This window comes from Brevibacterium sp. CT2-23B (genome assembly GCF_013168765.1).
Taxonomy (GTDB): domain Bacteria; phylum Actinomycetota; class Actinomycetes; order Actinomycetales; family Brevibacteriaceae; genus Brevibacterium; species Brevibacterium sediminis.
In genome coordinates, this window is record NZ_JABBYK010000001.1 from 677008 (window position 1) to 690492 (window position 13485).

At 65.3% G+C, this 13485-nt stretch carries 14 protein-coding genes; 3 read left to right on the top strand and 11 right to left on the bottom strand.

The window, feature by feature from the left end; genetic code table 11:
• Positions 1 to 13 precede the first annotated feature (13 nt).
• A complete protein-coding gene (locus tag HIM68_RS03170; protein WP_172169499.1) occupies positions 14 to 1147 on the top strand; it encodes a DUF3866 family protein in 1134 nt (377 codons plus the stop codon).
• Positions 1148 to 1286: 139 nt separating this feature from the next.
• On the opposite strand, the gene HIM68_RS03175 is transcribed toward HIM68_RS03170, so the two are convergent.
• The 7 genes from HIM68_RS03175 to dop form a co-directional block, all read right to left on the bottom strand.
• Positions 1287 to 1661: an FKBP-type peptidyl-prolyl cis-trans isomerase gene (locus tag HIM68_RS03175; protein WP_025778366.1), complete on the bottom strand. Its 375-nt coding sequence runs from the start codon at positions 1659 to 1661 to the stop codon at positions 1287 to 1289.
• A 42-nt stretch (positions 1662 to 1703) separates the two neighbouring features.
• On the bottom strand, positions 1704 to 2660 hold the full coding sequence (locus HIM68_RS03180) for an FKBP-type peptidyl-prolyl cis-trans isomerase (protein ID WP_229663925.1): 957 nt from the start codon (positions 2658 to 2660) through the stop codon (positions 1704 to 1706).
• Positions 2661 to 2724: 64 nt separating this feature from the next.
• Complete coding sequence (gene pafA, locus HIM68_RS03185; RefSeq protein WP_172169502.1) at positions 2725 to 4128, bottom strand: Pup--protein ligase; 1404 nt, start codon at positions 4126 to 4128, stop codon at positions 2725 to 2727.
• Complete coding sequence (gene prcA, locus HIM68_RS03190) at positions 4129 to 4818, bottom strand: proteasome subunit alpha (RefSeq protein ID WP_172169506.1); 690 nt, start codon at positions 4816 to 4818, stop codon at positions 4129 to 4131.
• Positions 4819 to 4852: 34 nt separating this feature from the next.
• Positions 4853 to 5650 (bottom strand): proteasome subunit beta, encoded by a 798-nt coding sequence (gene prcB, locus HIM68_RS03195; protein WP_172169509.1) that lies wholly within the window; start codon positions 5648 to 5650, stop codon positions 4853 to 4855.
• 1 nt (position 5651) lies between these two features.
• On the bottom strand, positions 5652 to 5843 hold the full coding sequence (locus HIM68_RS03200) for a ubiquitin-like protein Pup (protein ID WP_025778371.1): 192 nt from the start codon (positions 5841 to 5843) through the stop codon (positions 5652 to 5654).
• Positions 5844 to 5854: 11 nt separating this feature from the next.
• The gene (gene dop, locus HIM68_RS03205; protein ID WP_172169512.1) at positions 5855 to 7384 is read right to left on the bottom strand and encodes a depupylase/deamidase Dop; all 1530 of its coding nucleotides are present in this window, start codon (positions 7382 to 7384) and stop codon (positions 5855 to 5857) included.
• Positions 7385 to 7416: 32 nt separating this feature from the next.
• Between dop and HIM68_RS03210 the strand changes: the two genes are divergently transcribed.
• Positions 7417 to 7821, top strand: a complete 405-nt coding sequence (locus tag HIM68_RS03210; protein ID WP_172169515.1) for a DUF3054 domain-containing protein — start codon at positions 7417 to 7419, stop codon at positions 7819 to 7821.
• 102 nt (positions 7822 to 7923) lie between these two features.
• Here HIM68_RS03210 and arc read toward each other — a convergent pair whose 3' ends face one another.
• Genes arc through HIM68_RS03225 form a run of 3 tightly spaced genes read right to left on the bottom strand, consistent with a single transcriptional unit; the run spans position 7924 to position 11852 of the window.
• Positions 7924 to 9576 (bottom strand): proteasome ATPase, encoded by a 1653-nt coding sequence (gene arc / locus HIM68_RS03215; protein ID WP_172169518.1) that lies wholly within the window; start codon positions 9574 to 9576, stop codon positions 7924 to 7926.
• Positions 9573 to 10646, bottom strand: coding sequence for a tRNA (adenine-N1)-methyltransferase (locus tag HIM68_RS03220; protein ID WP_172169521.1), 1074 nt, complete (start codon positions 10644 to 10646; stop codon positions 9573 to 9575). The genes arc and HIM68_RS03220 overlap by 4 nt, the downstream gene beginning before the upstream one ends.
• Before the next feature lie 45 nt (positions 10647 to 10691).
• The gene (locus HIM68_RS03225; RefSeq protein WP_139467236.1) at positions 10692 to 11852 is read right to left on the bottom strand and encodes a site-2 protease family protein; all 1161 of its coding nucleotides are present in this window, start codon (positions 11850 to 11852) and stop codon (positions 10692 to 10694) included.
• A 127-nt stretch (positions 11853 to 11979) separates the two neighbouring features.
• On the opposite strand from HIM68_RS03225, the gene HIM68_RS03230 reads away from it, so the two are divergent.
• Positions 11980 to 12789 carry a PD-(D/E)XK nuclease family protein gene (locus tag HIM68_RS03230; RefSeq protein ID WP_172169524.1) on the top strand — a complete coding sequence of 270 codons (810 nt, stop codon included), beginning with the start codon at positions 11980 to 11982 and terminating at the stop codon, positions 12787 to 12789.
• 3 nt (positions 12790 to 12792) lie between these two features.
• On the opposite strand, the gene HIM68_RS03235 is transcribed toward HIM68_RS03230, so the two are convergent.
• Positions 12793 to 13467: an HAD family phosphatase gene (locus HIM68_RS03235; protein ID WP_172169527.1), complete on the bottom strand. Its 675-nt coding sequence runs from the start codon at positions 13465 to 13467 to the stop codon at positions 12793 to 12795.
• Positions 13468 to 13485: the final 18 nt, after the last annotated feature.

Here is a 13485-nt window from a genome sequence, read left to right on the forward strand (position 1 = left end):
TAGTCTTGGGACCATGATTCATTGGCGCAAAGGAATCGTCGCAGCGATTCGCTCCACCCGGCCAGGATACACAGAGGTCGAGGTCGAACTGGACGAGGCCGTGCCCGGCACCGATGTGAGATCCATCCGAGCGGTCGCCTACACCGATGCCGTCGGGCAACCGCAGAACCGGGACACCGTCATCGTCAATGTCTCGGCTCTTGCGAAGCGCCTGGGCACCGGTGGCTTCGGTCTCATCGTCGCCCTACCCGATGCGCTGCCGGCAGATCCCCCGGACGGCCCCGGTCATCTGGTCAAGGACCGCTATTCGCCGTTGCAGACGATGGTCCTCGGCGTCGACGATCAGGAGTCGCAGCATCATTCCACCCTCGCCGAGGCGGACAGCCTCGGTGGCATGCCGGTGGTCGTGGCCGATCTGCATTCGGCTCTGCCCGCGGTACTTGCCGGCATTCGCGCCGTCGACCCGTCGTTGTCGGTGGCTTATGTGCTCAGTGATGGTGCGGCTCTGCCGGCCCCGTTCTCTCAGGCCGTCGCCGGACTCAAGGACGCCGGCTGGCTTCAGGGCGTGATCAGCACAGGTCAGGCCTGGGGCGGAGATCTCGAAGCGGTGACCATCCACACGGGACTGCTCGCGGCCAAACACGTGATGGATGCCGATATCACCATCGTCGCTCAGGGCCCTGGGAATCTGGGCACCGGCACGAAGTACGGCTATTCGGGGCTGGTCACCGGAGAGCACCTCAATGCCGCTGCTCTGCTCGGCGGGCATCCGATCGGTCTGCTGCGGATGTCGAACGCCGATGCCCGCGGTCGCCATTTCGGCATCTCCCATCATTCGCTGACGCCCTTGAGTGAGATCGCACGACCGGGGATGACCGTACCGGTGCCCGATTTCTCCACCCTCGCCGAGGCGGAAAGAGCCGAGATGGACCCGGACCCCGGTGTCGTCGCCGAGACCGTGGCCGAACAGCTGCATCGACTCCGGAAGCATGATCTCGTCGACATCGATCTGACGGGGCTATGGGAAGCCCTGCGCACTTCACCTGTCCGGCTGTCGACGATGGGCAGAAAGCTGCCCGCAGATGCGGCGTCGTTCCTCGCAGCAGCCGCCGCTGGCCGCTGCGCCGCCGGGCTCGTCCGCCGCTGACCGCGTCGAACACAGGTCAGCGCCTGATCTCCTCAGAATCCCCCTCCGCGTCGGCGAAGACAGATGTGGCCGGGTTCCGAAGAACCCGGCCACAGCCGTCTCAGTCAGGATCAGCGTGTGCTGATGATCTGGCTGAGTCTCAGCGCACGTTCTCGAGGTCGCAGACGAAGATCAGCGACTCTCCGGGTTGGATGACTCCGCCTGCGCCTTGATCGCCGTACGCCAGGTGCGGTGGGATCTGCAGGGTGCGGCGTCCGCCGACCTTCATGCCCTGGATGCCCTGGTCCCAGCCGGAGATGACCATTCCGGATCCGAGGCGGAACTCCAGCGGGGTGCCGCGGTTGTACGAGGCGTCGAATTCCTCGCCCGTGGAATGGGCGACTCCGACGTAGTGCACGCTCACGGTGTCGCCGGGTCCCGCCTCGGCGCCGGTGCCGATCACATCATCGGTGATGATGAGCTCGGTCGGGGCGTCCCCGCCGGGGAAATCGACTTCGGGCTTCTGCTTGCTCATGTGTTCCTCCTGGTGTCGGTTCTGTTGAGATATCGGACGTTCTCAGCCCTGGGCCGAGAGGATGTCGACGACGAAGATCAGGGTCGCATCACCTGGGATGGACGGTTCGCTGCCCTGTTTGCCATACCCCTTGTCCGGCGGGACGACGAGGACGACCTGGTCGCCGACCTTCTTGCCGACGAGCCCCTCGTTCCAGCCGTCGATGACCTGAGCCTCGCCGACCGGGGCGACGACGAAGGGCTGTCCGTCCTTCTTCCAGTTCGAGTCGAAGGTCTTCGATGTGTCGTCCCAGAGCCAGCCGGAGTACTTCACGGCGACGCTCTGGCCCTTCTTGACCTCGTCGCCTTTGCCTTCGATCGTCGTGTACGACTCGAGCTCGGTCGGCTTCTTGCCCTTCGGCTTCGAGATCGATGGGGCGCCGTCGTCGCCCCACTTCACGGTCACAGGGTTGTCCGACTGATCGGCCTTCTTCCCCTCGGCGCGAGTCAGCGGCTTCTTCGTGTCCTCGATGTCGATGACGTAGACGAGCGTCTGCGACGCCTCCCCCTGCTGGGCGCTGCCGTTGAGCGACATCATCACGCGGGAACCGACCTTGACGTCGATGAGTGCGTTGTAGAGGTCTTCGGAGATCTGGGACTTGTCCATGGGGAATCCGGCGGCGGAGTCCGAATCGTAGCTGGATTCGACGGTCTTGCCGGTCGTCCCGGAGACCAGCGTCATCTGTGCCGTGACCTGCTCGCCGTCGGCGACCTTGTCGCCGGTGCCCTCTTTGAGCACCTTCTTCTCGGTCTTGTCCATGACCAGCGGTGCTTCGAAGCTGACCTTGGGCTTCTTCCCCATCTTGCCGTCGACGGTGATGTCGTCGAGGCTGGTCGACTTCGCGTCCTGAGCGGCCACCGACGGCGGAGGCGTGGTCGAGTCCTCTGACTCATCACCCTGCCCGCAGGCCGAGAGCAGCAACAGGCCCGCCGCGATGGCGCTGAGCACTTTGGTGCGCACTGGTTTCCTTTCGTCACGCCGAGGCCGCGCCCGGGTAGGGGCTCGACCGAATCACAGGGCGATCTTACAGGCCCGCGATGAGTGTTTCCGCCTGCGGGTGAGTCGTGGCGAACGGGTCCTTGAGTGCGACGGCTCGACCGGATTCGTCGTTGAGGCGCAGGTGCACCCAGTCGACGGTGTAGTCGCGACGGGCCGCATGGGCTGAGCGGACGAATTCGCCGCGGATCGCCGCCCGTGTGCTCGCTGGCGGTACGTCCTTCGCTCGTTCGGCTGCCTCGGCGGGGACGAGACTCTTCGCCATTCCCGCGGCCTCGAGCTTGGGAAACAGCCCCGTCGCGGGCGTGATGTCGTGGAAGGCGATGTCGAGTCGGTGGATGCGCGGATCGGCGATATCCGTGATTCCGCGCTGCAGCGACCGTTCGATGAGGGTGCGTTTCATCACCCAGTCAATCTCCGTGTCCACGGTCGAGAAGTCCTGCGATTCGACGGCGGTGAGCATCCGCGTCCACAGGTCGATGACGTAGTGGGCCAGATCATCATCGCCGAGGCTGTGCTCCCCGGACTCCACGATCCGCTGTGCCCGATCCCGGTAGTCGCCGAGCAGTCCCAGCGGAGTCGTCGTGGTTCCGTCGGTGCGTTCGAGCACGACCCGTCCCGTGAGATCACGGGCGACGAGCCTGATATCGCGCACCGGGTGGCGCAGCCCGTTCTCCGGGATCCGTGCGCCCTGTTCGATGAGGTCGAGCATGAGGACTGCGGATCCGATCTTCAGCGCCGAGGTGGCCGTCGACATCGAGGAATCACCGACGATGACGTGCAGCCGTCGGTACTTCTCCGCATCGGCGTGCGGTTCGTCGCGGGCGTTGATGATCGGACGCGACCGTGTCGTCGCCGATGACAGTCCTTCCCACATGACGTCGGACCGCGCGGAGAGGCCGAACATCATCTCCGAGCGGTCGGCTTCCTCGTCGGGGGTGAAGGCCGAACGGCGTGGGATCACGGCTCCGGCTCCGACGAGCAGCTGCCGCGAGACGAGGAAGGGCAGCAGGACCGTGGTCAGCCGGTTGAAGTCGAGGGTGCGGCGGATGAGGAAGTTCTCGTGGGACCCGTAGGAGTTGCCTGCCGCGTCCGTATTGTTCTTGACCATGTGCACGCGTCCGCCGATGCCGTCGACTTCTAGCGCGGTTTGGGCCTTGTCCAGCAGGTCGATCATCAGACCTTCGCCGGCTCGGTCCTGGGCGAGCAGGTCCCCGAGATCATCGCATTCGGCGGTCGCATACTCCGGATGGGATCCGACGTCGAGGTAGAGGCGCGACCCGTTGGGCAGGAACACGTTCGACGACCGGCCCCATTCGACGACGGGACGGAAGAGATACCGGGCGATCTCCTCGGGGCCGATGCGACGTCCGTCGGGGTCGGCGGTGTGGGCGAGTCCGTATTCGGTTTCGAGCCCGTAGATGCGTGCCATTCAGTCCTCCCGCAGTGCGCTCATCGCCGCGTCGTCGAGGCGGCGGAAGGTCCGCAGCTTCGTCGTCGTGCGGTCGAGGACGGCTGCCTCGAGTGCGTCGGTGGCCAGGATCGCCTGGGTCGCGGCTCCCAGTGCGGTCACACCGTGGTTGAATACTTCGCGCAGAGTCATCTGCGAGCTGCGCACCCCGGCCAGGGATGCCGTGATCGCATCGGCCTGACCGCCGATGGCCACATGTTCGGTCTCGTCGATGACGGATCCGTCGTAGCTGAGCCGGTAGAGCTGGTCGGTCTCCGGTGTGAGTCCGAGTTCGGCGACGACGAGTTCGACCTCGAACGGCTTCGACTCGGTGGTGAAGACGCCGGCCAGCGTCTGTGCGTACGCGTTCGTCAGTCCGCGAGCGGTGACGTCGGTGCGGTCGTAGGAGTATCCGCGCAGGTCGGCGTAGCGGACTCCGGCTTGGCGCAGGGTCTCGAATTCGTTGTACTTGCCGACGGCGGCGAAGCCGATGCGATCGTAGATCTCAGCGATCTTGTGCAGCGTCGGTGACGGGTTCTCCGCCAGCAGCAGGATGCCTGTGTCGAAGCGCATGACGACGACGGATCGGCCGCGGGCGATGCCCTTGCGGGCGAAGTCGGCCCGGTCCTTCATCAGCTGTTCGGGTGAGACGTAGAACGGTGCCTGACTCATCGACGGTCCTTTCGCGGTAACGGTGCCGCAGTCATCACCGGGCGGTGGCCGTGCGGCGGGCGACGACCTCGGTGGCGGTGTCCAAGACGGTGGCCGAATCGACCTCGGTGACCCCGTTCTCGAGGTCGACGGTGAAGATCGTCGGGGCGATCTGCCGGACGAAATCCGGTCCGCCCGTCGCCGAGTCGTCGTCGGAGGCGTCGAAGAGGGCTTCGACGGCAACCCCAATCGCCTGCTCGTGGTCGAGGTCGGCCCGCCACAGCTTCTTCAGCGCCCCGCGGGCGAAACCGGAACCGGAGCCGATGGAATGGAATCGGTGCTCTTCGTACTTTCCGCCGGTGACGTCGAAGCTGAAGATCTGACCCTGCGGTCTGGATTCGTCGACTCCGGCGAACAGCGGGACGACGGTGAGTCCCTGCATCGCCAGCCCGAGGTTTCCGCGCAGCATCGCAGCCAAGCGGTTGGCTTTGCCGTTGAGCGAGAGACGGGCGCCTTCGATCTTCTCGTAGTGTTCGAGTTCGAGTTGGAAGAGCCGGATGAGGTCGAGTGCGACCCCGGCGGTGCCGGCGATGCCGATGACGGAGTAGTCGTCGGCGGCTTTGACCTTCTCCATCGAGTGCGAGGCGATGAGGTTGCCGATCGTCGCTCTCCGGTCACCGGCCATGAGGATGCCCGAGGCGGTGCGGAAGCAGATGATCGTCGTGCCCTCCGGGGCCTGTTCGGCCAGATCCCGCACACCGGGGTGCGGCAGCGCTTCAGGCGCCGAGGAGCGGGCGAGTTCGACGAACGAATTGCTCGTCGAACTCAAGAATGCAGGAGGGAATCCTGCCATCTCATTGGCCGCCCTTCTGCACGAAGTTCTTGACGAACTCCTCCGCGTTCGACTCGAGCACACCGTCGATCTCGTCGAGGATGGAATCGACGTTCTGAGTGTTGATCTGTCCCTGCACGGCCTCCGGCGGATCGACGGGGGCGTCTCCCCCACCGGACGATTTGTCTCTCTGGACCTGTTCCTGCGAGCTCATCTCACACTCCTTCAGTCGTTCTTCGAACTCAGTCTATCCACTCCGAGTGCCTTGAGCAGGCCCTCGGCGGTCTCGATTCCCTCCACCCGATCGGCAAGCAGCTCACGGGTGCCTTTGAGCGGTTCGTGCATGGGCAGACGCACCACACCGAGGGCTCCCGCGTTGACCACGAGCGAGTCCCAGCTGGCGGCGACCAGATCCTCGCCGAGGCGGCTGACCGCCACGGAGCGCAGGAACGCGCGGGTCCCGTCGGGTGCGTTGACCACGGCGGCTTCGACCTCGGCGTCGGTGGTCATCCGACGGATGCGGCCGGCTCGTTCGAGCTTGTGGAACAGCCCCTTCTCCGGGCGCACATCGTGGTACTGGACGTCGATGAGGGCCAGCTTCGGATGGTCCCAGTCGATTCCCTCACGAGAACGGTAGCTCTCGAGCAGCACCCATTTGGCGACCCAGTCGATGGAGTCGGCCAGGGTCGTCGGGTCGGTCGAGAGCCCATCGAGGAATCGGCGCCATTCGGCGAGCACCTCGGCAGTTTCGGCATCCTCGGCATCGGCGTGTTCGAGGCACGCGGAGTAGAAGGCTTCTTGAATCTCCAACGCCGTTGTCGTCGTACCGTCGCTCAGCGCCAGCGGAGCCCTGAGGGTGAGGTCGTGGCTGACGTCCCACAGTGCCTGCAGGGCATCTGCGAGTTCGATCTGCGGTGCCAGCCCGGCCTCGATGAGTCCGAGGACGAGGGAGGTCGAACCGAAGCGGACGAACGTCGCAGGCTCCGCCAGGGTGGCGTCGCCGATGATCACGTGCAGCCGGCGGTATTTCGCGGGATCGGCATGTGGTTCGTCCCGGGTGTTGACGATGGGACGGCGCAGGGTGGTCTCGAGCCCCACTTCGGCTTCGAAGAAGTCGGCGCGGGACGAGATCTGGAAGCCCTTGCCCTCGCCTTCGCGACCGATGCCGACCCGTCCGGATCCGCACAGGATCTGCCGGGTGACGAAGAACGGGACGAGGCCCGCGACGATGTCGTCGAAGTCCGTGGACCGGTCGACGAGGTAGTTCTCATGGGTGCCGTAGGAGGCTCCCTTGGAGTCCGTGTTGTTCTTGTACAGATTGACCGGTTCCGCGCTCTTCTCGAGGGTCCGCACCGATTCGAGGGCGACGAGGTCGCCGGCCCGGTCGAAGGTGACGATATCGCGTGGAGTGAGGACTTCCGGGGACGAGTACTCGGGATGAGCGTGGTCGACGTAGTAGCGGGCGCCGTTCTCCGTGACGACGTTCGCCAGGTACTGGGCTTCGAGGTCGTCCTGCGGGATATGGGTCAGCTGCGAGGAGTCGGCGTCGGCGATGTTCATGAAGAAGCCGCGGGCGTCGGCCAATGGAGACTCGGTGGCGAAGTCCCAGAAGTTCTGGGACGACTTCAGTCCGCGCGGTCCGGCATAGGCGTCGACGACACGCGCCGAGTCCCGCATCGGGTTCGCTCGCGGATTGCCCGGCTGGCTGAGGCCGAACTCCGTCTCGGCTCCCATGACGCGCCTGACTCTGAGCATCTGATTCTCCTCCAAGGTCTAGACTCGGGGACGTGGCAACGAAGAAATCTCATCTCCCCATCGCACTGATCGTCGACCTCATCCTCGTGGTTCTGTTCACGATCGTCGGTCATTACACACATTCTCACAATTTCGATCCGCAGGGGCTGATGACCACAGCGTGGCCGTTCGTCGTAGCCCTCGTCATCGCCTGGCTGCTCACGGCCGTCTGGGATCGGCCGATCGCTCCGTTGGCCACGGGAACCGGGGTCTGGGCGATCACCGTCCTCGTCGGACTCGTCCTGCGCGGGGTCACCGGAGCCGGCGGCGATCCGGGGTCGGTGCCGGTGAGCTTTATGATCGTCGCGACGTCGCTCAACCTCATCACTCTGGTCGGTTGGCGTCTCATCGCCACGGCCGTCTCCGGGGGTTCGGGCCGCCGCAAGCGCAGCCGTTGAGCATCTTACCCTTCGGCCCTGTGCGCTGCCGGTAACGAGTCGAGCCCGCCGCTTCCGTCAGCTGACGGAAGCGGCGGGCTCGTCGTTCTTACCGGACCCTTCTCAGACGAGGTCGGAGTTGGGCCGCACCTCGGCGATGTCGGTCTCGTACGGCACGGTCGGGGCTCCCCTGGTCGTGTCGAGGTGCATCATCCGCAGATGAGTGACCCGTTCGCCCTTGCGCCCGGAGATCCGTGCCCATTCGTCGGGGTTCGTCGTGTTCGGCAGGTCTTCGTGTTCGCTGAACTCTTCGGCGATCGCATCCTCGAAGTGGCCGGGGCGCAGGCCGCGTTCGCCGGTGTCGAGCAGCGATTTGATTGCCGCCTTCTTCGCACGGTCGACGATGTTGTGGATCATCGCGCCGGAGGCGAAGGCCGAGAAGTGGAGGATTTCCTTCGACCCGTCGGCGTAGCTGACCTCGACGAATTCGTTCTCCGGAGTCTCTGCGAACATCCTTTCGACACAGCTGTCGATGAGTGCCGAGACCGCCTCGCCGGGGGTGTCGTGACCGGCGAGCACGCTCGAGTGCAGGGGCACCTCCGCGGTGAGGTACTTCTCGAAGATGTCTCGGGCCGCTTCGGCGTCGGGGCGTTCGATGCGGATCTTCACATCGAGTCGGCCGGGGCGCAGGATCGCGGGGTCGATGAGGTCTTCACGGTTCGACGCGCCGATGACGATGACGTTGTCGAGCTGTTCGACTCCGTCGATCTCGGTGAGCAGCTGCGGCACGATCGTCGTCTCCACGTCCGATGACTTGCCGGTGCCGCGGGTGCGGAACAGTGATTCCATCTCGTCGAAGAACACCACGACGGGGAATCCTGCCGAAGCCTTCTCGCGTGCCCGGGCGAAGATCAGGCGCAGCTGACGTTCGGTTTCGCCGACGTACTTGTCGAGCAGCTCCGGACCTTTGATGTTGAGGAAGTAGGTCTTGCTCGTGCGGACCTTGCCGGTGCGGTCGGCCAGGGAGTTCGCCACGGCCTTCGCGATGAGCGTCTTTCCGCAGCCGGGAGGGCCGTAGAGCAGGATGCCCTTGGGCGGTTTGAGTCCGTGTTCGGTGTAGAGCTCGGGATGTTCGAAGGGCAGTTCGACGGCATCCTTGATCTGTTCGATCTGGTCGGCCAGTCCGCCGATGTCCTGGTAGGTGATGTCGGGGACTTCTTCGAGCAGCAGCGAGGAGACCTCGGGCTTCTCGACGACCTGCAGCGCGTAATGGGTCCGGGTGTCGACGATGACGGCATCGCCGACGCGCAGTCCTGCGTCGACGAGGCCGGCGGCGAGGGTGAAGACCTGCTCGTCATCGCCGGGAGCTCCGACGAGGATGCGCTGGGAGTCGACGAACTCACGGACGTTGACGACCGATCCCACGGGTGGGAACTCGCCGGTGCCGATGATGACGAGGCCTTCGGACAGGAGCACATCGGCTCCGGCTCGCAGCGTCTCGGGTTCGATTTCGGGGGCGACGGCCACGCGCATGCGTCGTCCGCCGACGATGACATCGGCCGTCACTGCGTTCTCGCCGAGCGCGATGAGCGTGCCCCAGTTGTTCGGCGGCTCGGTCAGGCGCCGAGCCTCTTCCTTGATCCGGTTCAGCTCATCACGGGCCGTGCGCAGAGTCTTCGACAGTGCTTCATTGCGTTTGCCCGCTGTGTAGAGCTGCTGGCGCAGGGACGCGGTGTCCTCGCGCAGCTTCTTCACCTCGGTCGTGGTCTCTGTCATCGATCCTCCTTCGGCCCTGTGCTGTTGCTGGTCGGGCTGTCTGTGACATCTGTGGGCTGCGCATCTGCGGAGTCCTCGGGCTCGGTGCGCAGGCGTCTGCCGGCATCTCGCATCACCCGGCGCAGCTTCTTGCCGTGCGCGGTGCGGGTGCCGATCGCCGCCTCGGTGACTTCGGGCTCCGTCCACGCCGCCACATCCTCGGCGGCCGCGGTGGCTCCCTGGGGGCGTTTCTTCTTCTCCAACGGACTGATGCCGTCGGCCATTCGGCGGGCCATGATGAGGAACCCGGTGTGGGCGATCATCCGGTGGTCGGGCCGGACGGCGAGTCCGTCGACGTGCCAGCCGCGGACCATGGCCTCCATGGACTCGGGTTCGGCGAACTTGCCGGAAGCGCGCAGGGCTTCGACGAAGCGTGAGAGCTGCGGGACGGTGGCGACATACGCGATGACGATTCCACCGGGTGTCAGGGCTTCGCTGACGGCCTCGAGCGTGTTCCAGGGGGTGAGCATGTCGAGGACGACGCGGTCGACGCTGCCGGGCCCGAAGGTCTGCGGCAGAGTTTCGGCAAGGTCGCCCACGGTGACGGACCAGTTGTCCGGTTCGCCGTCGAAGAAGTCGGCGATGTTTCCGGCCGCGATCGTGGCGAATTCCTCACGCAGTTCGAACGAGTGCACGGATCCCGTCGCGCCCACGGCGCGCAGCAGCGCCATCGACAGGGCTCCGGATCCGACGCCGGCTTCGACGACGGTGGCGCCGGGGAAGATATCGCCGAGGGTGACGATGAGTCCCGAATCCTTCGGGTAGACGACTGCGGCGCCGCGGGGCATGGAGAGCACGAAGTCCTCGTATCGCGGGCGGAAGACCTGGAAGTCGACTCCCCCGGTGTTCGCGACGATGATTCCTTCTGTGCGCCCGATGATGTCGTCGTGGCTGATGAGGCCCTTGTTCGTGTGGAAGTGCTCACCCGGGGCGAGCACGAAGGTGTGCATCCGCCCCTTGGGGTCGGTGAGCTGGACCTTCTCTCCGCGGCTCAGAACGCGCGGGGGCCGGGAATGCAGTGGCTGAGTCATGATGAGTCCACTCTACGCTGGTGAGGATTGCCTCACACAACCGGCTCAGGCTGCCAGGAGTTCGTCGAAGAATTCCTGCAGGTCGATGACTCCGACCAGGGTGTTGCCGTCCATGACCAGGCTGAACTGCGCCTTGGGGCGGTGGGTGAGCGATTCGAGCAGGTGCGGGGCCGTGATGTCCTTCGGCACTCCGATCCACCCGGCCAGAGGGCGGGCGACCTCGCCGGCGGGAACCGCTTCGAGGGTTTCGGCGAGGCGACCGGCTGCGGCGTGCCGGTCGACGAGACCGTACGGCAGCCCCTTCTGGTCGAGGACGACGATGAGGGTGCGTTCCTTCGCGTTCCCGAGCGTGTTCGCATAGTCGAGGGTGTCGGCCAGATCGGCATCCCATGTGGCGGCGATCGCGGGCTGGATGACCTGGGAGAGGTCGTAGGTCTCCATCTTCCGGGCCCGTTTGGCGTGGGTGGCGGCATCTCCTGCGGAGAACCACAGCATGATCGCGATGAGCGACATCCAGGCGACGGTTAGCGGTTCCGGCCGATCACCGCGGAGCAGCGGGGTGATGACCGACCAGCCGATGAAGCCGACGGCGATGATCCGGCCGACCCAGCTGGCCACGATCGTGCCGAGGAACTGCGAACCGGTGATGCGCCACATGATCGCCTGCAGCGCCCAGCCGCCGTCGAGCGGAATGCCCGGCAGCAGGTTGATCGCACCGAGGGCGACGTTGGCGAAGGTGACGGCGATGAGCAGCAGCCACGGCACCGAGGTGGGGCTGGCGGCGCTGAGACACCACCATCCCAGCAGGGCGAGAACGATGTTGACGATGGGGCCGACGATGGAGATGACGAAGCTCGTCATCGCCGCTTTGTCGCGCGGGTTGTCCATCTGGGGCTCGAAGCGGGTGAACCCGCCCCAGATGTTCAGCTCGATCGCGGCGACCTTCTGTCCGTAGAACTGGCCGGCGACGCCGTGCGCGAGTTCGTGGAGGAACACGGAGGCGAACAGGAGGACAGCATAGGCGAAGGCGACGAACCAGGCCCCGATGCCGAGATCCGGTCGGACCTGGTTGAGCCACGGGGTGAAGAGGATGGTGATCACGATGGCGGCGAGGAACCACGACCACGCCAGAATCACCGGAGCGCCGAGGACAGTGCCCAGGCGCAGACCCGATGACGCACCGGGGTGGTGGTTTTTCGCGGCCATTGAAGGGGTTCCTCCGGTCGATGTCGTGGTCAGCGGACCACTGAGGGTCGGTTACTCAGCCTAACAGCGACGACGCACTCATCGCTGGTCGCCACGTCGTGTCCGTGCAGGTCGTTACAGTGGAGTTATGGCCGAGCTCACCAGTTTGTCGCCCTCCCGGGCCAATGACTTCATCCAATGTCCTCTGAAGTTCCGCTTCCGCAGCATCGACAAGCTGCCGGAACCGCCTTCGCAGGCGGCATTCCGCGGCACGGTGGTCCATGCGGTGCTCGAGAAGCTGTTCACCGCACCGGCGGCCGAGCGCACGGCGGAGCTCGCGCAGACGATGCTCATACCGGCGTGGGACGAGCTCGTCGAGAAGGACCCGGATGTGCTCGAGATCTTCGAGGGCGAATCGGAGAAGGAGACGTTCTTCACATCTGCGCGTCGGCTCATCGATTCCTACTTCGTGCTCGAATATCCCGAGCATCTCGAACCGGAGGAGACGGAGAAGTTCGTCCGCACCACACTGGACAGCGGTCTCGAGCTGCGCGGGTTCATCGACCGCGTCGACGTCGCCCCGGGTGGGGAGCGGCGCCTCGTCGACTACAAGACGGGCAAGCAGCCGAAACCTCAGTACGGACGAGAAGCCAAGTTCCAGATGGGCTTCTACGCTCTCGTCGTCTACCGACTCTCGGGCGAGCTCGTCCACACTCTGCAGCTGATGTACCTGGGTTCGCGCAGCGTACTGAAGTCTCATCCGACGATGGCGGAGGTCGAACAGACCCAATTCGAGATCGATGCCGTCTGGAAGGACATCATCGCCTCGGCCGAGTCGGACCGGTGGCGGCCGAAGAAGTCACCGCTGTGCAACTGGTGCACCTTCAAGCCGCTGTGCCCGGCGTGGGGCAACACCGCTCCCCCGACCCCGGAGATCACGAAGATCGTGGGAGCGTAGAGCTCAGGCGCTCTGCTGCGCACGGAGTCGTCGCAGGTCGGCGACGCTGTGGCCTTCGAGACTGTTCCACAGGATCCGCCCCGGACGAGGTTCGAGGTCGATGAAATGCGGGATTCCGATCGCAATGGTGCCGGCCGCCTCGGCACTGGCCAGGCCCGGTTTCGAATCCTCCAGTGCCACACAGTCGGCCGGGTCGAGGTCGAGCAGCGCAGCCCCTCGCAGATAGGGCTCCGGATCCGGTTTGCCGGCGGTCACCTCATCGCCGGCGACGAGACCGGCGAAGCTGTCGGGCGGACAATTGGCGATGACCGCCTCGGCCAGCGGCCGGTACGACATCGTGACCATGACGTTCGGAATGCCTTCGGCCTTGAGCTCGGCCAGCAGCTCCAGCGCACCGGGCCGGAAGGGCACGGATTCGCGGATCTGTCCGATGACGTTGCCCATCAGGGTCTCGACGATCTCCTCAGCGGGCAGATCGAGGCCGGCCTCACGCATCATCCGGGCGGAGACGATGAGCTCGTTGCCGACGAATTCGAGCCCCTGCTCTTCCGACCAGGACAGCCCGTGGGCGTTCATGAGTTCGGTCTCGGCGCGGATCCAATACGGCTCGGTGTCGACGAGGGTTCCGTCCATGTCCCACAGGACGGCGGCAGGGTCGGCTGATGCATGGTTCGTCATACGCCCAGCGTAGTCTGG

Excerpts from the sequence above, each read along its gene's own strand:
- HIM68_RS03170 (WP_172169499.1), top strand. The coding sequence starts at position 14 with ATGATTCATTGGCGCAAAGGAATCGTCGCAGCGATTCGCTCCACCCGG.
- HIM68_RS03175 (WP_025778366.1), bottom strand. The coding sequence starts at position 1,661 with ATGAGCAAGCAGAAGCCCGAAGTCGATTTCCCCGGCGGGGACGCCCCG.
- pafA (WP_172169502.1), bottom strand. The coding sequence starts at position 4,128 with ATGGCACGCATCTACGGGCTCGAAACCGAATACGGACTCGCCCACACC.
- prcA (WP_172169506.1), bottom strand. The coding sequence starts at position 4,818 with ATGAGTCAGGCACCGTTCTACGTCTCACCCGAACAGCTGATGAAGGAC.
- prcB (WP_172169509.1), bottom strand. The coding sequence starts at position 5,650 with ATGGCAGGATTCCCTCCTGCATTCTTGAGTTCGACGAGCAATTCGTTC.
- HIM68_RS03200 (WP_025778371.1), bottom strand. The coding sequence starts at position 5,843 with ATGAGCTCGCAGGAACAGGTCCAGAGAGACAAATCGTCCGGTGGGGGA.
- dop (WP_172169512.1), bottom strand. The coding sequence starts at position 7,384 with ATGCTCAGAGTCAGGCGCGTCATGGGAGCCGAGACGGAGTTCGGCCTC.
- arc (WP_172169518.1), bottom strand. The coding sequence starts at position 9,576 with ATGACAGAGACCACGACCGAGGTGAAGAAGCTGCGCGAGGACACCGCG.
- HIM68_RS03220 (WP_172169521.1), bottom strand. The coding sequence starts at position 10,646 with ATGACTCAGCCACTGCATTCCCGGCCCCCGCGCGTTCTGAGCCGCGGA.
- HIM68_RS03225 (WP_139467236.1), bottom strand. The coding sequence starts at position 11,852 with ATGGCCGCGAAAAACCACCACCCCGGTGCGTCATCGGGTCTGCGCCTG.
- HIM68_RS03230 (WP_172169524.1), top strand. The coding sequence starts at position 11,980 with ATGGCCGAGCTCACCAGTTTGTCGCCCTCCCGGGCCAATGACTTCATC.
- HIM68_RS03235 (WP_172169527.1), bottom strand. The coding sequence starts at position 13,467 with ATGACGAACCATGCATCAGCCGACCCTGCCGCCGTCCTGTGGGACATG.